Genomic DNA, 18,486 nt, shown 5'->3' with positions numbered 1-18,486 from the left:
CCGCCCCGGACCGCCTAGAATCCTGGCAAACCCCGGAGTCCCATATGCGTGCCCTTGCCTTCGGCGCCGCCCTGGCGCTGGTTCCCGCCCTCGTCCTGTCCGCAGGCACCCCCAGATCCCGCAAGCACTCGGGCGGGCCCGTGAAGACCGCTGGCGAGGCCAAATCCATCGCCGAGCGGGAGACCGGCGGCCGGGCCATCAGCGCCCGGCGCATCCCGCTGAATGGCGCTTCCGGAGGCTGGGAGGTGGACCTCCGCATGCCCGGCGAGGAGCGGGGCTGGCGCTGCATCATCGACAGCGACACCCACATGGTCCACAGCAAGGCCCGCATCGACCAGCCGGGCGCCAAGGGCAAGGCCGACGGCACCGTTCGCATGGTCAAGGGAAGCCGCTGACGGAGGCTCCCCGACCTGCGGCGACCGTTCACCGGTTTTTCCCACCGCACGGCCTGTCCGGCTTGACAGCCCGGCCTAGAATCGTACGTGCGGCCGATGCCGCAAGGAGAACGACACATGGGTCTGATGGACTGGGGCAAAGCCCAATTCCTCGACATCCTCGAATGGCTGGATGATTCCAACGACACGCTGGCCTGGCGCTTCCCCATGCGGGGGCAGGAGATCCAGAACGGCGGCAAGCTGGTGGTGCGCGAAAGCCAGGAGGCCGTCTTCGTCAACGAGGGCCAGCTGGCGGACGTGTTCAAGCCCGGCACGCACAACCTCACCACCCAGAACCTGCCCATCCTCGCCACGCTGAAGGGCTGGAAGTACGGTTTCGAGAGCCCCTTCAAGAGCGACGTCTACTTCATCTCCACCAAGCTCTACAACGACCTGAAGTGGGGCACCTCGAACCCCATCATGATGCGCGACGCCGACTTCGGCATGCTGCGCATCCGGGCCTTCGGCATCTACTCCATCAAGGTGGTGGACAGCGGCACCTTCCTCAAGCAGCTGGTGGGCACCAACGGCGTCTACACCGTTCCCGACATCTCCGAGCAGCTCCGCAAGACCATCATGAGCCGCTTCACGGACACCCTCGGCGAGGCCAAGATCCCCGCCCTCGACCTGGCCGCCAAATACGACGAGATCTCGGACCTGGTGAAGCAGAAGCTCCAGGACGAGTTCAAGACCATGGGCCTGGAGCTCTCCAAGTTCTTCGTGGAGAACATCAGCCTCCCCGAGGAAGTGGAAGCCATGATGGACAAGCGCACTGGCGTGGGCATGATGGCCCCGGTCATGGGCGCCTACACGCAGATGCAGGTGGCCGACAGCATCCCGCTCGCCGCCCAGAATCCCGGCGGGGTCGCCGGCATGGGCATGGGCGTGGGCCTAGGCTTCGGCATGGGCAACATGATGGGCCAGCAGATGACAGGCGCCGCCCAGCAGATGGGCCAGCAGGGCTTCCCCGCCGGCAGCGCCCCCGCCGCGCCCGCGGCTCCCGCGAAGTCGCTCAAGGACGAACTGACCGAGCTCAAGGAGCTCTTCGACGGCCAGCTCATCACCCAGGCCGAGTACGACACCCAGCGCGCCGCCATCATGAAGAAGCATGGAATGGGGAATTGAAGCCTTTGCTTGCTGCAAAAAACAGGGCGGCTTGAGCCGCCCTGTTTTTTGCAGCACATGAAAAGCGGCCTAATGGTGATGATCCGCCTCCACCTCGTGCCGGTGGATGAACCGATGGTGGTGGTGGTCCGCCATCTCGCGGGTTTCGAAGTGGACCGTCAGGTGGCGGACGCCGTGGCGATCCCACAGCAGGCGCTCGATGCGCTCAAGGTGGGCCTCGGTGTCTCCCAGCCGATCCGCCTCCACGATGATGTGGGCGGTGGCGATGGTGAGGTGGCTGCACATCTTCCAGCTGCGGAAATCCTCCACGCCGAGGATGCCCGGCAGCGCCATCAGCTCCGCCTTCACGGACTCGTGCTCGAAGGCGGCGCGATGCATGAGGATCCCCACGGCGTCCCGCAGCAGCAGCACGGCGCCCCGCAGGATGACCGCCAGGATCACCAGGGCGATGGCCGGATCCACCCAGCGCCAGCCCGTGAGGCGGATGAGGATCATGCTCCCCACGAGGGACACGCTGGTGAGGCTGTCGGCGAAGGCGTGCAGATAGGCGGCGCGGAGGTTGGCGTCCCGCTCCAGCAGGCTGCGGTCCCGGGGCACCAGCACCACCGTGGCGGCGATGTTCAGCAGGAGGCCGATGCCCGAGAACACCAGCACCCAGCCGGTCTGGATGGGCACGGGGTGGCGGAAGCGGGCCAGGGCCTCCCAGCCCACGGCCCCGGCGAGAAACAGGAGGAATCCCACGCCCACGAGGCTATTGAACACTTCCAGGCGGTGCCAGCCGAAGGTCCAGCGGTCGTCGGGGTCCCGCCGGTTGGCCAGCCAGAGGCTGAGGATGCCCAGGCTGTTCACCAGCACATCGTTCAGGTTCTCCAGGCTGTCGCTCACCAGGCCGATGGAGCCGGTCCACCACCCGCCGAGGCCCTGGAGGACGAAGCTGGCGAAGAAGATGCCGGCGCTCCAGGCCAGGCGCCCGGTGGTGCTGGGCCCGTGATGGTGGTGGTCCGACATCATTCGCCCCGGTACTGGGGTTTCCGCTTCTCCCGGAAGGCGGCCAGCCCCTCGAGCCGATCCTTGGTGGGGATCACCTGGGCGTAGCAGGCCTGCTCGAAAGCGAGGCCCGAGTCCCGGTCCAGCTCGAGACCCCGGTTCACCGCCAGCTTGGCCATGCGCAGCGCCACGGGCCCATTGGGGAGGATCTCCCGCGCCAAGGCCAGGGCCGCGTCCAGGGCGCCGCCCGCGGGAACCACCCGGTCCACGATCCCCAGGCGCCCGGCCTCCTCCGCTCCGATGCGGCGGGCCGTGAAGATCAGCTCCTTGGCGCGGGAGGCGCCGATGAGCCTCGGCAGCCGCTGGGTGCCTCCGGCGCCCGGGATGATCGCCAGGGCCGTCTCCACCAGGCCCAGTTTCGCCTCGGCCCCCGCCACGCGGAGGTCCGCCGCCAGGGCCAGCTCCAGCCCGCCGCCGAAGGCCGCCCCTTCCAGGGCCGCGATGACGGGCACCGGCAGGTCCTCCAGCTCCGTGAAGGCGCTCCGCAGGCCGTGGACAAAGGCGGCGGTCTCGACTGGGGACATGCCCGCTCGCTCCTTCAGGTCCGCCCCCGCGCAGAAGACGCCGGGCACCAGGCTGTGCACCACCACCACCCGGACCTCCGGGTCGAAGCGCAGGTCCGCGAGGGCCTGGCGGAACTCCGCCATGAGCTGCCGGCCCAGCGCGTTCTTGGCGGCAGGCCGATCGAGGCCCAGCAGGACCAGACCCGCATCGGCCCCCCCCAGGCGTTCGACGCGGATCTCCATCAGCCCAGCTCGACGATGGAATCCCCCTCGTTCAGGAACTGGTCCGGGGTCACGAAGACCTTCTTGACCGTCCCCTCCTCGGGGCTTCCCACGGGAATCTGGATCTTCTCGGTATCCCCTGCGGGGATACGCGAGACCTCAACACCAAGCATTTCGCGCACAGGAAACCTCACGAAAGTTCGACGATGGGATCCCCCTCGTTGAGGAACTGGTCCGGGGCCACGAACACCCTGCTGACCGTCCCCTCCTCGGGACTCCCCACGGGAATCTGCATCTTCATCGACTCGATGATCACCAGATCCTGGTCCTCGCCCACGGAATCCCCTTCCGCCACGCAGACTTCCAGGACCTTCCCAGCCATCTCGGCCCGCACCAGCGCCATCCAACACCTCTCGAAAAGGACGATGGCCCCAGTGTAGCGGTCTGCCGCGTCAATCGTCCTTGTCGGAGTCGCCGATCACCACCAGGTCGTCGTCCTCGTAGGCGAAGTCGCCCTCCTCCATGAGGACCTCGCGGACCTTCCCGCACTCCGGAGCGTTGATGTAGAAGGCGGTGCGAGAGGCGTCCGTGCCCTCGAGGATCATCAGGGGCTCGTCCTCCTCCACCTCCTGGCCGGGGCGGACAAGGACGTCCACCACATAGCCCGGCCATTCCGCCCGCACGATCATGCTGCCTCCCTTTCGCCCATCCGCGACCTTGGCGGGGAGGTTATGGCGGACGGGCTTCCCGCGCAAGGGCCAGAAGCCGTTCTTTTCGTCACATCTCCGGTAGGCGATACTGGAGGGCTTGGAGGATGGAATGGCTGTCGCCTGTGGCATCGTGGGTCTCCCCAATGTGGGAAAGTCCACCCTTTTCAACGCCCTCACCCGTGCGGGCGCGGCTTCGGCCAACTACCCCTTCTGCACCATCGAGCCCAACACGGGCGTGGTGGATGTGCCGGACCCGCGGCTGGCGGCCCTGGCGGAAATCGTGAAGCCCCAGCGCATCCTCCCCGCGGCCCAGGAGTTCGTGGACATCGCGGGCCTGGTGCGCGGCGCCAGCAAGGGCGAGGGCCTGGGCAACGCCTTCCTGGGCCACATCCGGGAGACGGACGCCATCGTGCAGGTGGTCCGCTGCTTCGAGGACGGCAACGTCACCCACGTGGAGGGCGGCGTGAACCCCGAGCGGGACCTGGGCATCATCGAGACCGAGCTGGTCATCAAGGACCTGGACGCGGTGGAGAAGGGCCTGGAGCGCCACCGGAAGATCGCCAAGACCGGCAACAAGGAATCCCAGGCCCTGGTGGCTGTGCTGGAGCGGGTTTTCGCCGCCCTGGACGGGGGCAAGTGGGCCCGGACGGCCGGTCTTTCCCCGGAGGACAAGGCCCTGATCAAGTCCTACGGGCTGCTCACCCTCAAGCCCACGCTCTTCGTGGGCAACATCGGGGAGGAGGACATCCGGAACCCCGAGGGCAACGCCCACTACCGGAAGCTGCAGGAGCTGGCCGCCGAGCGCCAGGCTCCCTGCATCCCCATCTGCTCCAAGCTCGAGGCCGAGATCCAGGACCTGCCGGAGGAGGACCGCCCCCTCTTCCTGGAAGAGGCCGGCCTCTCCGAGCCCGGCCTGAACGTGCTCATCCACGCCAGCTATGACCTGCTGGGCCTCCAGACCTACTTCACCGCCGGGGTGAAGGAGGTGCGGGCCTGGACCATCCACAAGGGCGACACGGCCCCCCAGGCCGCCGGCGTCATCCACACGGACTTCGAGAAGGGCTTCATCCGCGCCCAGGTCATCGCCTACGAGGACTTCATCCAGTACAAGGGCGAGCAGGGCGCCAAGGACGCCGGCAAGATGCGCACGGAGGGCAAGGACTACGTCGTCAAGGATGGCGACCTGATGAACTTCCTGTTCAACGTCTAGGGCCTACCGGGCCTCGATCGGCATGCGCCGCAGGCGCTCCACCCGTACCTCCATGGGGGGATGGGTGGAGAAGAGGCTCATGAGGCCGCCCCCGCTCAGGGGGTTCACGATCATCATGTGGGCCGTGGCGGGCTCGGCGGACGCCATGGGCAGCTGCTGGTTGTAGGCCTGCAGGCGCTCCAGGGCCGAGGCCAGCATGTCCGGCCGGCCCGTGAGGTGGGCGCTGTAGTCGTCCGCCAGGTACTCGCGGGAGCGACTCACCGCCATCTGGAGCAGGATGGCCGCCAGGGGGCCCAGGATCATGATGGCGATGCCCGCCAGGGGGTTGGAGCGGCCCTCTTCGTCGCGGGGCGAGATCCAGAAGGCCATGCGGGAGAGGAACATGATGGCCTGGGCCAGCACGGCCGCCAGGCTGCCGATGAGGATGTCCCGGTGCTTCACGTGGCCCAGCTCGTGGCCGATCACCGCCTCCAGCTCGGGCCGGCTGAGGATCCGCATGATGCCCTCGGTGACGGCCACCACGGCGTGCTCGGGGTTGCGGCCCGTGGCGAAGGCGTTGGGGGTGTCCTCGGGGATGATGGCGATGCGGGGCGTGGGCAGGCCAGCCCGCTGGGCCAGGTTGGCCACGATGGCGTAGAGCTCGGGAGCGTCGGTCTGGTCCACCACCTTGGCGCCGTAGCTGGCCAGCACGATCTTGTCGGAGAAGAAGTAGCTGATCCCGTTCATCACGAGACCGATGGCCAGCGCCAGCACCATGCCGGACTGCCCGCCGAAGTAGCCGCCGATCCACACCAGCAGGCCGGTCATGGCCACGATGATGAGAAGGGTTTTCGCCTGGTTCATGAAGTTGCCTCCAGGTACCAGGATACGAAAGGAATCAAGCGCCCCAGTCCTCTAGGCCCCCGGTAGGCCCATGCGCTTGACGACCACCAGGGTCACGTCGTCCCGGAAACGGCCATCCTCCAGGTGCTGGAAGGCCTCCACCAGCAGGGCCTCGAACAGCTCCTCCGCCCCCGCCTGCGGGCGCCGCAGGACGACGTCGGCCAGGCGCCCGTCGCCCAGTTCCTCGCCGGCGGCGTTTTCCGCTTCCACCAGGCCGTCCGTGAAGATCACCAGCGCGTCGCCCGGCCCCATGGAGGCCCGGCCCTCGGCGAAGGCGGCCCCGGGGAGCAGGCCCACCATGGGGCCGGTGGGCGCCAGCCGGACGACTTCGCCGCTGGCCCGCACCACCAGAGGCGGGTTGTGCCCCCCGTTCACGAACCGGAGGTCGCCGGTCAGGGGATTGAGGCTCGCGGCGAACAGGGTGGTGTAGCGATTGCCGTCCCGCACGTCGTTCATGCGCCGGTTCAGGCGCTCCGCCAGCTTGCCCCAATCCTGCACGCGCCGGCCGCCGAGGGCCCGGAGGAAAGCGGAGAGCTGGGTCATCATCAGGGAGGCGGGGAGGCCCTTGCCGGAGATGTCGCCCACGGCGATGTGGAGCCGCTCGCCCAGCTCCTCGTCACGGGCCATCCACAGGTCGTAGAGGTCGCCGCCCACGGCCTGGTAGGGCAGGTTCGCGGCGGCGCACTGCCAACCGCTGGGCTCGGGAAGCGCCTTGGGGAGGAGGCGGCGCTGGATGTCCCGGGCCAGGTCCAGGTCCTTCTCCAGGCGCTCGGCCTGGCGGCGGGCCTCCCGGAACTCCAGATTCGAGAGCTGGGAGGAGGTGAGGTTCAGCAGGGTGTGCAGGAAGACCTCATCGTCATCCGACAGCTTTCCCACCGCCGGATCCGCCGCATAGGCGAAGCCGTGGCTGTGGTCCTGATCCTGCAACTCGACGGCGTGGACCAGTCCCTTCGCCTCCACCAGCTCATGGAGGGAATCGCCTTCCAGCACCCCGGGAACCGTGCCGAGCCCCTTCGCGTGCAGCACGGTGCCCTGGGCATCCACCACCAGGAGGCGCATGATCCTGAATTCGCCCATGAGCGTATTGGCCATGAGCCGGACCAGGTCCTGCCGGGTCTCCACCTGGCCCAGGTTGCGGGTGAGTTCGAACACTGTGTTCAGGCGGGAGAGCTGCAGGGCCAGGGCCTGGTTCTGGGAGCTGCGCACAGCCTCGGCCCGGCGCCAGGCCAGCAGGGGGGCGCTGATGGACAGCAGCAGCGGCACAGCCCCTGGCGGCTCCTCGGCGCGCAGAACCAGGTGGCCGTAGGTCTCCTCGCCGTAGGCCCAGGGCAGGACCTGCCAGCCCTCGCCCGGGTGGGTGGGGAAGGCTGGCGCAGCCCCCCGCAGGAACAGCCACTTGCCGCCGTCCCACAGGCCACCCTGACCCGTCTTGGCGATGCCCATGGCGGTGATGCCCACCAGGTGGACGAGGTCCTCCTCCGTGCCCTGGTCCGGAAAGGTCTCCAGGAAGTCGATGAGCGGGAGCAGCTCCTGGGCCCCCTCCGGGATCTTCAACGCCAGCTGGCGGAGACGGTCGAAGGGGTTGGTCGGCATGGGGGGCGGACCTGGCGTCAGTCCAGCTTCTTGATCAGACAGCACTCGTTCCGACCGGAGGCCTCATCCGCCTTGAACCGCACCTCGTCCATGAACCGGCTCATGAGCAGCAGGCCAAGGCCGCCCTTCCGGGGATGCTTGATGTACTCCTTGGGATCCGGCAGCACCACCTGGTCGCCGCGAAGGCCCTGGCCGGAGTGGAGGATGTGGATCTCAAGCGCTTCCTCCGTGAACCGCAGCTCCAGCTCGACGCTGTGCTCCCCCTCCCCGTGGTAGGCATGGAGGATCACGTTGGTCACGGCCTCGTCCACGGCGATGCTCACCTTGGCGGAAGTGGCGTCGTCGAGGCCGGCCACCAGCGACGCCCGCTTGGCCAGACCCGTCACCAGGTTCAGGTAGCGGGTCTGACTCGGGATCACGAGTCGGAACTCGGCTGGCTCCATGCTGACCGCCACGCTCACCCCTTCCGCTCGGGCGCGACCGCGGCGAGCGCCTGGTCCTCATCGCCGAACACGCGGTAGAGCTGGGTGAAGCCGAGGGTGTCGAAGATGGTGAAGACATTCGGCTGGAGGTCGGACAGGAGGATGTCCCCCTGGTGGTCCCTGACCGTCTCGATGAGGCCCATGATGGCCCCGAGGCCGGCCGAACTGATGTAATGGAGATCCCTGCAGTTGAGAAGGATGGTGTACCGTCCGTCGCGGACCAGCCCCTCCAGGGCCTCCTCGAACTCGCGGACCGTGTGGGCGTTGATGAAGCCGGCCGGAAGCAGGATCGCCACATCACCGGCCTGTCTCATCGCAATGGAAAGATCCGCCATCCGCCATCTCCAAGGAACCTGGGCCATCCTATCGGTTCCCCAGGGCAAATACCAGCAAACGGGGTTCCCACCCGAACTTGGGATACCCTGGATCCGAACCTTTCACCCGAGCCCCCCATGAGCGCCGCCCGTCCTGAGGACCAGCCCATCCACGCCACCCTCCGTGGCCTGGTTGAAAACTGGGTGAACCAGAAGAACCAGAGCCTGCTCGAGGAGGTCATCGCCACCTGGCAGCTGGCCATGGACCGGTTCCATCCCGACGACGCGCTGATCGAGAAGCTCCGCCAGGCCATCCCGACCCAGGCTTCGGCTGAAACAGATGGGGGCGGAACCATGGGATCCATGGCCGCCTTCTCCTCCGCCCTCGACCTGGTCGAAGGCGCTCCCTCCCAGAGCGATCTTCTGAAGCGCCTTCTGGACGGCCTGGACCCCCTCGTGGAGCGCAGCGCCCTCTTCATCGTCAAGCAGGGGCTGGCCTCCCTGTACGCCCACCGGGGCTTCGAGGCGGGCGCCCCCCTGAAGCCGGGCGCCGTGGTGCCGCCTCCGGACCTGGAGTCCGTCATCCAGGGCCTGGGGCGATCCCTGAGGAAGAAGGGCGCCGGCTATTCGGCCCTCGTCTCGGTGCTCAGTTCCTTCGAGGCCGCGGACCTGGTCATCCTGCCCCTGCGCCACAAGCGGAAGACCGTGGCCCTGCTGCTCGTGGACAGCGGCCTGCGCCAGAAGGTCGACCACCCCGAGCTGATCCGGGCCCTCGTGCTGGCGGCCTCGGCCGCCCTGGGAGGTCTGGCGGCAGGGAAGGATGAGCCCGCCCATGCCCTGCCTTCACCCCCGCCAGCGGCCTTGCCGCCTTCAGCCCCGCCTCCCTCGGCTCTGCCGTCATCGGGCCTGCCACCTGCTCCGCCCCAGCCGCTGCCACCCCTTCCCAGCAGCCACTCGAGCGCCCCCACGCAGATGGTGCCCGAGCCCATCGAAGCCCCCGCGGCGTTGGACCTGGACCCCAAGACCCGGGCCGCCGCCGAGCGGCTGGCGCGGGTCCTGGTGGGTGACGTCGAGCTCTATTTCCCGACCAAGGTCGCCCAGGCTCAGACCCACGGCAACCTTTACGGGCTGCTCCGGGAGGAACTCGAGCGGAGCCGCGCCACCTTCGTGGAGCGCTTCGGAGAAGATGTCGAGGCCCATCACCGGATTTTCACCAGCACAGTCGTGAACCAGTTGTGCGAAGGCGATGCCTCCAAGCTGGGACCGGCCCCCTGGGCCTGAGATCTCCCACCATAAGAAGTGACAACCGGATCAGAGTCTGGTAGAACCTTGTTCCTTTGGGCATGGGCGAGGAACAAGTCAATGGCGGATCTCGGCAAGAAATTCACGTGTTTCCAGTGCGCGACGAAGTTCTACGACTTCGGCAAGCCGGAGGCGGTCTGTCCCAAGTGCGGCGCGAACCAGAAGGCCGCTCCGGCCAAGCCGCGTGCCGTGAAGAAGGAGAAGAGCGTCCACGTCATCGAGGACGACTTCGCGGCCGAGCCTGAGGCGGAGACCCTTGAGGAGACCTTCAACGAGAGCGGCGTGCCTCTCGAGCGGGGCCGCGGTGAGGGCTTCGATCCCGGCGACCTGCGCATGGACGACTACGACGAATAGGCCCATGAGCTGCGCTCATGGGTAGGGGAAGTGCTGGAGGGGGCGTGATTCACCCGCTCGTGGATCGGCATACGCATCTTGAAGGCGCCCTGGCTCCTGCCTGGGTCCGGAGCGAAGCGGGGCGGCGCGGGCTGGCGCTGCCGGGACCGCTGGAAACCTTGTGGTCCGGTGGCTCCGTGCCGTTCGAAGGGTTCATCGAGGCCTTCCTCTTCGGCGCCGCGCTGCTGGACAGCGGGGAGGCCGTCCGAGAGGCGGTGCGGGCCGTGGTCCAACGGACGCATGCCTGCGGCGGGTCCGGCTTCGATCTCTGGGCTTCTCCGCATTTCCTCGTCGCGCACCGTGGCCAGATCACCCTCGACGCCTTCTGGCGCGGGGTGGAGGAGGGCCTGGCCGAGGCCACGGTCCAGGGCGTCCGGGGCTGTGTGGTGGTGGATGCCGTGAACCACTTCGGCCCCAAGCACGGCCACTCCGTTCTCGACCTGGTGCTGCCGGAGCTGCCCCCCTTCGTGAGAGGCTTCTCCACGGGCGGCTTGGAGGGCAGCCCCTTCCGGGACTGGGCCCCCGTCTTCGACCGAGCCCGGGAGGCGGGCCTGCGCGTCGCCGCGCACGCCGGCGAGAACGGGCCGGGCTCGAACGTCCGCGAAGCCGTGCTGGAGGGCGGCGTGGACCGCATCGTCCACGGCATCCGGGCCGACGACGCCACCCTGGACCTGTTGGCGGACCGGGGCGTCCCCGTCGACATCTGCCCCACCTCCAACCGGGCCCTGGCCGCCGACGTGGCGCCCCATCCCCTCCCCCGGATGCTGGCCGCCGGCGTACGCTGCGCCCTGGGCACGGACGACCCCGGTGTGGCCCCCTGCAACCTCCGCACTGAAGCTGCCGCAGCCCGATCCATGGGCCTGGATGCCACCGCCCTGGAGACCCTCCGCCGGAATGGCGCGGAGGACGCCTGGTGCCTGGCCTGACGCCCCGGCAGGTGGCATGGTCTCCTCGCCGGATCCTCGCTCCATGGCCTGCCCCGCAGGCCATTCCGCGGTCCGGCGGTCGACCAGGGCTCGAAGCGCCCGGAGGATCCAGGTAGACTAGGGGATTCGGTGCGCGCCCGGCTCCGGCCTCCGCGAGCGAGGCGAGCGGGAGGACGCGCCAGAAGGCGCGTCTAATAGGCCACGGGCGAAGCTGGATAGAGCCTTCAGCATCCGGCGCTCTATCCAGCCAACCCGGGGGTCGAAGCGCCCGGAGCTTCCAGGTAGACTAGGGGATTCGGTGCGCGCCCATAGCTCAGCTGGATAGAGCATCAGGCTTCGAACCTGAGGGTCGGGCGTTCGAGTCGCTCTGGGCGCACCACCGGCAATGACAATTCGGCAACCCTGCGAGCGTGGCGGAACTGGTAGACGCACTGGATTTAGGTTCCAGCGGTTCACACCGTGTCGGTTCGAGTCCGACCGTTCGCACCACATCGTATGACCCTCGCATCACACGGAGCATCCATGTCCGCCACCCTGCATCACCAGTCCCCCACCCGCAAGGCCGTTGAAGTGACGGTGCCCGCCGCCGAGGTGAGCGCCACCTTCAACGAGGTGGTGGCCAAGATCGCGCCGAAGGTCCGCATCCCCGGCTTCCGCCCCGGCAAGGCCCCCCGGCCCGTCCTGATGCAGCGCTACGCCCGCGAGATCCAGTCCGACGTGGCCCAGCAGCTCGTGGAGAAGCACTTCTGGAAGGCCGCCCAGGAAGCCGGCGCCCTGCCCATCTCCCATCCCTCCCTGGAGAAGCTGGACCTGAAGGAGGGCGCCGACGCCGTCTTCCGCGCCCAGTTCGACGTGGCCCCCGAAGTGGCCCTGCCGGACTACAAGGCCATGGCCCTCACCAAGAAGAAGCGGGCCATCGACGAGTCCACCGTGGCCGAGCACCTGGAGGGGCTCCGCCAGCGGGCCACCAAGCTCCTGCCCGTGGAGGACGGCGCCGTGGCAGAGGGCCTGGTCGTCACGTGCGACATCCGCGTGAAGCCCCAGGGCCTCAAGGCCCAGACCTACCAGGACCAGTTGCTGGAGATCGACGGCAAGCGCCCCTTCGACGCCCAGATCCTCGGCATGAAGGTCGACGAGAAGAAGGCCTTCAACCTCACCCACCCGGATGACGACGCCAACAAGGTCCTCGCCGGCAAGTCCCTGGCCTACGAGGTGCAGGTCAAGGACATCCGCCGCAAGGACGTGCCCGTCCTGGGCGACGACTTCGCCAAGGACATGGGCGCCTTCGAGAACCTGGACGCCCTTAAGGCCGCCGTGAAGAAGGACCTGGAGGAGGCCGCCGAGCGTGACGCCCTGGCCCGCCTCCACGCCAACATGCTCGACACCCTGCTGGAGGCGGCGCCCTTCGAGGTGCCCCGCTCCATGGTGGCCCTGCAGCTCGACGACTACTGCCAGGAGTTCGCCCAGCACGTGGCCCGCCAGGGCATGGATCCCAAGAAGGTGAACTGGCAGGGCTACCGCCAGTACCGCCTCAACGATGCCGAGCGAGCCGTCCGCAGCGGCTACCTGCTCCAGGCCATCGGCAACGCCGAGAACATCGAAGTGCCCGAGGCCGACATCGACACGGAAATCCGGAACTTCATGGCCGAGAACCAGGTGCAGCAGCCCTTCGAGGCCTTCAAGGCCGAGCTCGAGCGCCGCGGCAACACCACCGAGATCAAGGGCCGTCTCCGCACGGACCGCATCTTCACCCACCTGCTCGCCACCGCCAAAGTCACCGAGGAGCAGCTGGACAAGGCCGCCTTCGAGGCCCTGGTCGAGCTGGAGCGCAAGCGCGAGGCGGGCCTGCCCGTGAACCGCTTCGACGCCGGCGGCCTGGAGGGCGGCGACCTGGAGGGCCAGGAGGGTGGCGAGCCCGCCGCCGTGGCCCCCGCCGGCCACGTCCACGGCCCCGACTGTGACCACGACCATGATCACGGTCACGAGCAGGGCCACGAGGAGGAGGCGGCTCCCGCCAAGAAGCCCGCGGCCAAGAAGGCCAAGGCCGAGCCTGAAGCCGAAGAGAAGCCCAAGAAGGCCGCCAAGAAGGACGAACCCGCCGCCGAGAAGCCCAAGAAGGCCGCCGTCAAGAAGGACGAGCCCGCCGAGGACAAGCCCAAGGCCAAGAAGCCCGCGGCCAAGAAGTAGCGGTCTGCGCAGACCACCCAGAGAAGGCGCCTGCTGGCGCCTTCTTGCTATCCTGATGAGCCAGCCGGAGGGCCCATGCCCAGCAGCTACTATCCCCCCATCGTCATCGAGCAGACGCCGCGCGGCGAGCGCAGCTACGACATCTATTCGCGCCTGCTGAAGGACAACATCATTTTCCTGGGCACGGCCATCGACGACAACGTGGCCAACGCCATCGTGGCCCAGATGCTCTTCCTCGAGAGCGAGGACCCGGACAAGGACATCCAGATCTACATCAACAGCCCCGGCGGGAGCGTCACCGCGGGCCTGGCCATCTACGACACCATGCAGTTCGTGAAGAACGACATCGTCACCTACTGCATCGGCCAGTGCGCGTCCATGGGCGCCCATCTCCTGGCCGCGGGCACCAAGGGCAAGCGCTTCGCCCTGCCCAACGCCCGCATCATGATCCACCAGCCCAGCGGCGGCGCCCAGGGCCAGGCCACGGAGATCGAGATCACCTTCAAGGAGATCCAGCGCCTGAAGGAGAACCTGGCCGCCACCTTCGCCAAGCACACGAACCAGCCCCTGAAGAAGGTCATGAAGGACATGGACCGCGACTACTTCATGGGTGCCGAAGAGGCGCTGGAATACGGCATCGTCGACAAGGTCCTCTCCGAACGGCCCGCCTGATGAACACCAGCCTTTCCGCCCTTCCCGCCTTCGAACACCTGGCGCGGATCCCGCTCTACGTCCCCGGCAAGCCCATCCAGGAGGTCCAGCGCGAGCTGGGCCTCACCTCCATCGTCAAGCTCGCCTCCAACGAGAATCCCTGGGGCCCCACCGACGCCGTGAAGGCCCGGGTGGCCGCGGTCATCTCCGGCTCCGAGTTCGAGGGCCTCGGCCTATACCCCGTGAGCGACGGCTACTACCTCCGCCAGCGCATCGCCGAGCGCAAGGGCCTGGACCTGGACCGTGTGGTGCTGGGCAACGGCAGCAGCGAGATCCTGGAGATGGTGGCCAAGGCCGCCTTCCTGGATGGCGGCAGTTCCGTCATCCCGAAGCACAGCTTCGCCATCTACGGCATCGCAACCCAGACCGCCGGCGGCCGCGTCATCGAATCCCGGGCCTCGGCCACGGAGCTCGACGCCGACGACATCCTGCGCTCCGTGGCGGCGGATACCCGCCTCGTCTACCTCGGCAATCCCAACAACCCCACGGGCATCCGCCTGGAGAGGTCGGAGTTGGAACGCCTGGTGCGCGAACTGCGGGAGGACATCGTCCTCGTGGTGGATCAGGCCTACGCCGAGTACGAGGATCCGGACACGTATCCGGATGCCGCGGCCTACCTGGACCAGCGCCCGAACCTGCTGGTCCTCCACACCTTCTCCAAGATCCACGCCCTGGCCGGACTCCGCATCGGCTATGGGCTCGGGTCCAGGGAGATGATGGGCTTCCTGGAGCGGGTGCGCAGCCCCTTCAACACCAACCACCTGGCCCAGGCCGCCGCCGAAGTGGCCGTGCGGGACCTGGCCTTCGAAGCCTTCTCCCGCCAGAAGAACACCGAGGCCCGCGCGGCCTTCGTGGCGGAAGCCGCGAAGCACCGCTGCCAGACCTCGGGCACTTCGGGCAACTTCATCCTCGTGGAGACCGCCTTCCCCGCCGCCGAGCTGTTCAAGGAACTGCTCCAGCGCGGCGTGATCGTGCGGCCCATGCAGGGCTACGGCCTGCCCAACCACCTCCGCGTGACCTTCGGGAAGCCCGAGGAGATGGAGGCCTTCTGGAAGGCCGCCGGGCCGCTGCTCGACGGTGGCTGTTGATTGGGACCGGTTCCGGACGAAATTGAGCGGCTGCGCGCCCTGCTGGCGCAGAACGCGTACGGGGAATGCCGGGGAGGGCTGGCGCAGCTGCGGGCCCGCTACCGCACCGAGCCCGGAGCCTTCGATGCCGAGGCCATCGCAGCGCTGAAAGGCTTGGCGGCAGGATTGGAGGCCCCGCCCGATCTGGAGGCCGCCCTCAAGGCCACCTTTGGCTATGCCTCCTTCCGGCCCGGGCAGCGGGCCATCATCGAGGCGGTGATGGCGGGCCGGGACGTGGTGGGCATCATGCCCACGGGCGCCGGCAAGTCCCTCACCTTCCAGCTGCCCGCGCGGCTGCTGGGCGGCGTGACGCTGGTGGTGTCGCCCCTCATCGCCCTCATGAAGGACCAGGTGGACGCGCTGACCGAGGCGGGGCTCCGCGCCACCTTCCTCAACTCCAGCCTCGACGCGGAGGCCCGCCGCGAGCGCATCCGCGCCCTCAAGAACGGCGAGCTGGAGCTGGTGTACGCGGCGCCCGAGGGCCTCGAGCTCTACCTCGCCGACCTGCTCCGCGAGGTGGATCTGCGCCTCATCGCGGTGGACGAGGCCCACTGCATCAGCCACTGGGGCCACGATTTCCGCCCCGCCTACCGCACCCTGGCCGGCCTCAAGCGACGCTTCCCGGGCGTGCCCGTCCTGGCCCTCACGGCCACAGCCACGCCCGAGGTGCGCCGCGACATCGCGGAACAGCTGGAGATGCGGAAGCCCGTCGAAGTGCAGGGCTCCTTCTTCCGTCCCAACCTGCGCATCAGCGCCTACCGCAAGGGCGCCGAGGGACTGCCGCCGGTGCGTGAGGCGCTGCTGCGGCTCGTCCTGGCGCGGCGCGGCGAGAGCGGCATCATCTACTGCCTGTCGCGCAAAGCCGTGGAGGCCACGGCGGCCTTCCTGCGCGACGAGGGCGTCCTCGCCGCCGCCTACCACGCGGGCATGGACGCCGCGGCGCGCTCCGCGGCCCAGGAGGCCTTCCAGCGGGATGACGTGGATGTCATCGTCGCCACCGTCGCGTTCGGCATGGGCATCGACAAGAGCAACATCCGCTACGTCATCCACCGCGACATGCCCAAGAGCGTGGAGGGCTGGTACCAGGAGATCGGCCGCGCGGGCCGCGACGGCGCCGACGCCGATTGCGTCATGTTCTACGGCTGGGGCGATGTGCTGAGCTACGACCGGTTCACGGATGGCTTGGAGGCGAACCTGGCTCAAGCCCAGCAGCGCCAGACCCGGGATCTCTTCCGCCTGGCGGATGCCACGCGCTGCCGCCACCAGGCCCTGCTGGCCCATTTCGGGGAGCGCATGGAGCCCTGCGGGGCGTCCTGCGATGTCTGCTCCGGGGCGGATCCGCTGGAAGCCGCGCCGAAACCCGGCAAGGCCAAGCGCGGCTCGCCGCGCGGAACTCGCCCGGCCCTGCCCGAGGGACCGGTGGACGGCGAAGAGGCGCTCTACCGGGATCTGAAGGCTCTGCGGAGGCAGCTCGCCGATGCCCGGGGCGTGCCCGCCTATGTGATCTTCAGCGACGCCACCCTCCAGCAGATGGCCCGCTTCCAGCCTGTCACCGAGGCGGAATTCCTGGCCCTGAGCGGCGTGGGGCCCAAGAAGCTCCAGCAGTACGGCGGGTCCTTCCTCCGCCTCCTGCGTGAAAAGACGATCTAATGGTAACCTTCCAGTAGCCTGGGCCTCTGTCACAACCTGGAACGGCCCCCGTTGATATCAAAGGAGATAAGGCCTCCTCGACCCTGCTCTGTCTTGCGGCTGATCCCGGAGGAATTTAGGGTGGGATGAGGCATTGCCCACTCGGGTGTCATTTGTCTTTTCCCCACGTCGCGGAGGTGGATCCATGAGCTTGAAAGAACGCATCAGAGACCTCGCCAGGCTCTGCTTCCAGCTGGGGAACAACTGGATCACCCTGCTGGGCGTGGCCCTGACGACCAGCTCGGCCTTCACGCTCGTCTGGTTCTGGTTCATGGAGCTGACCAGCCCCCGGGCCGTCCACCCCTACGTCGGCATCCTGCTGTTCCTCGCCCTTCCCGCCATCTTCCTCGTGGGCCTGGTTCTCATCCCCGTGGGCATCCTCCGGGTGCGCCGCCAGCGCCGCCTGTCGGGGGAGGCCCCCACGCCCCTCCAGAAGGTGGACTTCACCCAGCCTGGCATCCGCCGCCTGCTGCTGGTGGTGGGCGCCCTCACCTTCATCAACGTCGGCATCCTCGGCACCGCAGGCCTCAAGGGCGTGGAGTACATGGACTCCAACCGCTTCTGCGGCCTCACCTGCCACACCGTGATGAGCCCCGAGTACACCGCCTTCCTGAATTCGCCCCACTCCCGCGTGGGCTGCGCCCAGTGCCACATCGGCCACGGCGCTCCCGCCCTCGTGCGGGCCAAGATCTCCGGCACCCGCCAGCTCTTCGCGGTGGCTTTCGGCACCTACTCCCGCCCCATCCCGAGCCCCGTCGAGCACCTGCGTCCCGCCCGCGAGACCTGCGAGCAGTGCCACTGGCCCCAGAAGTTCACGGACGACAAGCTGCTCATCCGCACCAAGTACGCCGATGACGAGGCCAACACCCCCTCCACCAGCATCCTCCTGCTGAAGATCGGTGGGCACACCGCCAACGGCACCACGGGCATCCACGGCCGCCACCTCGACGCCATGGAGCGCATCAGCTACATCAGCACGGACCACCGCCGTCAGGAGATCCCCAAGGTCACCTACCGCGACGACAACGGCCAGCTCGTGGAGTACGTCACCGACGACTACAAGAAGCTCACGCCCGACCAGCTGGCCAAGGCCACCGAGCGCAAGATGGACTGCATCGACTGCCACAACCGGCCCACCCACACCTTCGAGCTGCCCGACCGCGCCGTGGACAAGTCCATGGCCAACGGCCTCATCAGCCCCGAGCTGCCCTACATCAAGAAGAAGGCGGTGGAGCTGCTGAAGGTCGAGTACGCCAGTCAGCAGGAGGCCGGCTCGAAGATCGTGCTCGGCATCAACGAGTTCTACCGCACCACCTACCCTGACGTGTTCAAGCACAAGCGGGCCCAGGTGGACGCGGCCGCCGAGGCCGTGAAGGCGATCTACATGCGCAACGTGTTCCCCGAGATGAAGCTCACGTGGGGCACGCACCCGAACAACATCGGGCATGAGGAATCCGTGGGCTGCTTCCGCTGCCACGACGGCAGCCACACCGCCGCTGATGGCCGCAGCATCAAGGGCGACTGCGATACCTGCCACACGATCCTGGCCCAGGACGAGAAAGATCCCAAGGTCCTCAAGGATCTCGGCATGAAGTAATGGCAAGGCCGGGAGCGGTCCCCCAGAATGAA

20 protein-coding genes and 2 tRNA genes are annotated in these 18,486 nt (G+C 68.0%); 13 read left to right on the top strand and 9 right to left on the bottom strand.

Going from position 1 to position 18,486, the window contains the following annotated elements:
• The first annotated feature begins 44 nt into the window (after positions 1–44).
• Both MLJ35_RS10485 and MLJ35_RS10480 read left to right on the top strand, forming a co-directional pair.
• Positions 45–395 (top strand): hypothetical protein, encoded by a 351-nt coding sequence (locus MLJ35_RS10485; protein WP_243384303.1) that lies wholly within the window; start codon positions 45–47, stop codon positions 393–395.
• A 117-nt stretch (positions 396–512) separates the two neighbouring features.
• Positions 513–1,559 (top strand): SPFH domain-containing protein, encoded by a 1,047-nt coding sequence (locus MLJ35_RS10480; RefSeq protein WP_243287618.1) that lies wholly within the window; start codon positions 513–515, stop codon positions 1,557–1,559.
• A 69-nt stretch (positions 1,560–1,628) separates the two neighbouring features.
• On the opposite strand, the gene MLJ35_RS10475 is transcribed toward MLJ35_RS10480, so the two are convergent.
• Genes MLJ35_RS10475 through MLJ35_RS10455 form a run of 5 tightly spaced genes read right to left on the bottom strand, consistent with a single transcriptional unit; the run spans position 1,629 to position 4,020 of the window.
• A complete protein-coding gene (locus MLJ35_RS10475) occupies positions 1,629–2,567 on the bottom strand; it encodes a cation diffusion facilitator family transporter (protein ID WP_243324627.1) in 939 nt (312 codons plus the stop codon).
• On the bottom strand, positions 2,567–3,352 hold the full coding sequence (locus MLJ35_RS10470; RefSeq protein ID WP_243384302.1) for an enoyl-CoA hydratase-related protein: 786 nt from the start codon (positions 3,350–3,352) through the stop codon (positions 2,567–2,569). The genes MLJ35_RS10475 and MLJ35_RS10470 overlap by 1 nt, the downstream gene beginning before the upstream one ends.
• Positions 3,352–3,504 (bottom strand): biotin/lipoyl-containing protein, encoded by a 153-nt coding sequence (locus MLJ35_RS10465; protein WP_243384301.1) that lies wholly within the window; start codon positions 3,502–3,504, stop codon positions 3,352–3,354. The genes MLJ35_RS10470 and MLJ35_RS10465 overlap by 1 nt, the downstream gene beginning before the upstream one ends.
• 17 nt (positions 3,505–3,521) lie before the next feature.
• Positions 3,522–3,734 carry an acyl-CoA carboxylase biotin carboxyl carrier protein subunit gene (locus MLJ35_RS10460; protein WP_243295006.1) on the bottom strand — a complete coding sequence of 71 codons (213 nt, stop codon included), beginning with the start codon at positions 3,732–3,734 and terminating at the stop codon, positions 3,522–3,524.
• Between the two features lie 49 nt (positions 3,735–3,783).
• The gene (locus tag MLJ35_RS10455; protein WP_243384300.1) at positions 3,784–4,020 is read right to left on the bottom strand and encodes an acyl-CoA carboxylase biotin carboxyl carrier protein subunit; all 237 of its coding nucleotides are present in this window, start codon (positions 4,018–4,020) and stop codon (positions 3,784–3,786) included.
• A 130-nt stretch (positions 4,021–4,150) separates the two neighbouring features.
• Here MLJ35_RS10455 and ychF point away from each other — a divergent pair, with 130 nt between their 5' ends.
• Complete coding sequence (ychF, locus tag MLJ35_RS10450; RefSeq protein ID WP_243384299.1) at positions 4,151–5,251, top strand: redox-regulated ATPase YchF; 1,101 nt, start codon at positions 4,151–4,153, stop codon at positions 5,249–5,251.
• 3 nt (positions 5,252–5,254) lie between these two features.
• Here ychF and htpX read toward each other — a convergent pair whose 3' ends face one another.
• Genes htpX through MLJ35_RS10430 form a run of 4 tightly spaced genes read right to left on the bottom strand, consistent with a single transcriptional unit; the run spans position 5,255 to position 8,522 of the window.
• Complete coding sequence (gene htpX / locus MLJ35_RS10445) at positions 5,255–6,094, bottom strand: zinc metalloprotease HtpX (protein ID WP_243384298.1); 840 nt, start codon at positions 6,092–6,094, stop codon at positions 5,255–5,257.
• A 51-nt stretch (positions 6,095–6,145) separates the two neighbouring features.
• The gene (locus MLJ35_RS10440) at positions 6,146–7,726 is read right to left on the bottom strand and encodes a PP2C family protein-serine/threonine phosphatase (protein ID WP_243384297.1); all 1,581 of its coding nucleotides are present in this window, start codon (positions 7,724–7,726) and stop codon (positions 6,146–6,148) included.
• Positions 7,727–7,743: 17 nt separating this feature from the next.
• Positions 7,744–8,181, bottom strand: coding sequence for an ATP-binding protein (locus MLJ35_RS10435; RefSeq protein WP_243324636.1), 438 nt, complete (start codon positions 8,179–8,181; stop codon positions 7,744–7,746).
• Positions 8,182–8,183: 2 nt separating this feature from the next.
• A complete protein-coding gene (locus tag MLJ35_RS10430) occupies positions 8,184–8,522 on the bottom strand; it encodes an STAS domain-containing protein (RefSeq protein ID WP_243384296.1) in 339 nt (112 codons plus the stop codon).
• Between the two features lie 138 nt (positions 8,523–8,660).
• Between MLJ35_RS10430 and MLJ35_RS10425 the strand changes: the two genes are divergently transcribed.
• The 10 genes from MLJ35_RS10425 to MLJ35_RS10380 all read left to right on the top strand — a co-directional run bounded on the left by MLJ35_RS10425 (position 8,661) and on the right by MLJ35_RS10380 (position 18,454).
• The gene (locus tag MLJ35_RS10425) at positions 8,661–9,803 is read left to right on the top strand and encodes a hypothetical protein (RefSeq protein ID WP_243384295.1); all 1,143 of its coding nucleotides are present in this window, start codon (positions 8,661–8,663) and stop codon (positions 9,801–9,803) included.
• Positions 9,804–9,884: 81 nt separating this feature from the next.
• The gene (locus MLJ35_RS10420; protein WP_243384294.1) at positions 9,885–10,178 is read left to right on the top strand and encodes an FYDLN acid domain-containing protein; all 294 of its coding nucleotides are present in this window, start codon (positions 9,885–9,887) and stop codon (positions 10,176–10,178) included.
• Between the two features lie 44 nt (positions 10,179–10,222).
• On the top strand, positions 10,223–11,143 hold the full coding sequence (locus MLJ35_RS10415; protein WP_243384293.1) for an adenosine deaminase family protein: 921 nt from the start codon (positions 10,223–10,225) through the stop codon (positions 11,141–11,143).
• 302 nt (positions 11,144–11,445) lie between these two features.
• Positions 11,446–11,522 (top strand) — tRNA-Arg (locus MLJ35_RS10410).
• A 25-nt stretch (positions 11,523–11,547) separates the two neighbouring features.
• Positions 11,548–11,632: transfer RNA gene (locus tag MLJ35_RS10405), tRNA-Leu, on the top strand.
• A gap of 33 nt (positions 11,633–11,665) precedes the next feature.
• A complete protein-coding gene (gene tig / locus MLJ35_RS10400; protein WP_243384292.1) occupies positions 11,666–13,330 on the top strand; it encodes a trigger factor in 1,665 nt (554 codons plus the stop codon).
• A 75-nt stretch (positions 13,331–13,405) separates the two neighbouring features.
• Complete coding sequence (gene clpP / locus MLJ35_RS10395; protein WP_243294996.1) at positions 13,406–14,002, top strand: ATP-dependent Clp endopeptidase proteolytic subunit ClpP; 597 nt, start codon at positions 13,406–13,408, stop codon at positions 14,000–14,002.
• Positions 14,002–15,129, top strand: a complete 1,128-nt coding sequence (gene hisC, locus MLJ35_RS10390; protein ID WP_243384291.1) for a histidinol-phosphate transaminase — start codon at positions 14,002–14,004, stop codon at positions 15,127–15,129. The genes clpP and hisC overlap by 1 nt, the downstream gene beginning before the upstream one ends.
• Positions 15,130–16,818, top strand: coding sequence for a RecQ family ATP-dependent DNA helicase (locus MLJ35_RS10385; protein ID WP_243384290.1), 1,689 nt, complete (start codon positions 15,130–15,132; stop codon positions 16,816–16,818).
• A 184-nt stretch (positions 16,819–17,002) separates the two neighbouring features.
• Positions 17,003–18,454: a NapC/NirT family cytochrome c gene (locus MLJ35_RS10380; RefSeq protein WP_243384289.1), complete on the top strand. Its 1,452-nt coding sequence runs from the start codon at positions 17,003–17,005 to the stop codon at positions 18,452–18,454.
• Positions 18,455–18,486 lie beyond the last annotated feature (32 nt).

This window comes from Geothrix alkalitolerans, assembly GCF_022808885.1.
GTDB lineage: Bacteria > Acidobacteriota > Holophagae > Holophagales > Holophagaceae > Geothrix > Geothrix alkalitolerans.
This window is presented reverse-complemented; position numbering and strand designations above follow the sequence as displayed.

Excerpts from the sequence above, each read along its gene's own strand:
- MLJ35_RS10485 (WP_243384303.1), top strand. The coding sequence starts at position 45 with ATGCGTGCCCTTGCCTTCGGCGCCGCCCTGGCGCTGGTTCCCGCCCTC.
- MLJ35_RS10480 (WP_243287618.1), top strand. The coding sequence starts at position 513 with ATGGGTCTGATGGACTGGGGCAAAGCCCAATTCCTCGACATCCTCGAA.
- MLJ35_RS10475 (WP_243324627.1), bottom strand. The coding sequence starts at position 2,567 with ATGTCGGACCACCACCATCACGGGCCCAGCACCACCGGGCGCCTGGCC.
- MLJ35_RS10470 (WP_243384302.1), bottom strand. The coding sequence starts at position 3,352 with ATGGAGATCCGCGTCGAACGCCTGGGGGGGGCCGATGCGGGTCTGGTC.
- MLJ35_RS10465 (WP_243384301.1), bottom strand. The coding sequence starts at position 3,504 with ATGCTTGGTGTTGAGGTCTCGCGTATCCCCGCAGGGGATACCGAGAAG.
- MLJ35_RS10460 (WP_243295006.1), bottom strand. The coding sequence starts at position 3,734 with ATGGCGCTGGTGCGGGCCGAGATGGCTGGGAAGGTCCTGGAAGTCTGC.
- MLJ35_RS10455 (WP_243384300.1), bottom strand. The coding sequence starts at position 4,020 with ATGATCGTGCGGGCGGAATGGCCGGGCTATGTGGTGGACGTCCTTGTC.
- ychF (WP_243384299.1), top strand. The coding sequence starts at position 4,151 with ATGGCTGTCGCCTGTGGCATCGTGGGTCTCCCCAATGTGGGAAAGTCC.
- htpX (WP_243384298.1), bottom strand. The coding sequence starts at position 6,094 with ATGAACCAGGCGAAAACCCTTCTCATCATCGTGGCCATGACCGGCCTG.
- MLJ35_RS10440 (WP_243384297.1), bottom strand. The coding sequence starts at position 7,726 with ATGCCGACCAACCCCTTCGACCGTCTCCGCCAGCTGGCGTTGAAGATC.
- MLJ35_RS10430 (WP_243384296.1), bottom strand. The coding sequence starts at position 8,522 with ATGAGACAGGCCGGTGATGTGGCGATCCTGCTTCCGGCCGGCTTCATC.
- MLJ35_RS10425 (WP_243384295.1), top strand. The coding sequence starts at position 8,661 with ATGAGCGCCGCCCGTCCTGAGGACCAGCCCATCCACGCCACCCTCCGT.
- MLJ35_RS10420 (WP_243384294.1), top strand. The coding sequence starts at position 9,885 with ATGGCGGATCTCGGCAAGAAATTCACGTGTTTCCAGTGCGCGACGAAG.
- tig (WP_243384292.1), top strand. The coding sequence starts at position 11,666 with ATGTCCGCCACCCTGCATCACCAGTCCCCCACCCGCAAGGCCGTTGAA.
- clpP (WP_243294996.1), top strand. The coding sequence starts at position 13,406 with ATGCCCAGCAGCTACTATCCCCCCATCGTCATCGAGCAGACGCCGCGC.
- hisC (WP_243384291.1), top strand. The coding sequence starts at position 14,002 with ATGAACACCAGCCTTTCCGCCCTTCCCGCCTTCGAACACCTGGCGCGG.
- MLJ35_RS10380 (WP_243384289.1), top strand. The coding sequence starts at position 17,003 with ATGAGCTTGAAAGAACGCATCAGAGACCTCGCCAGGCTCTGCTTCCAG.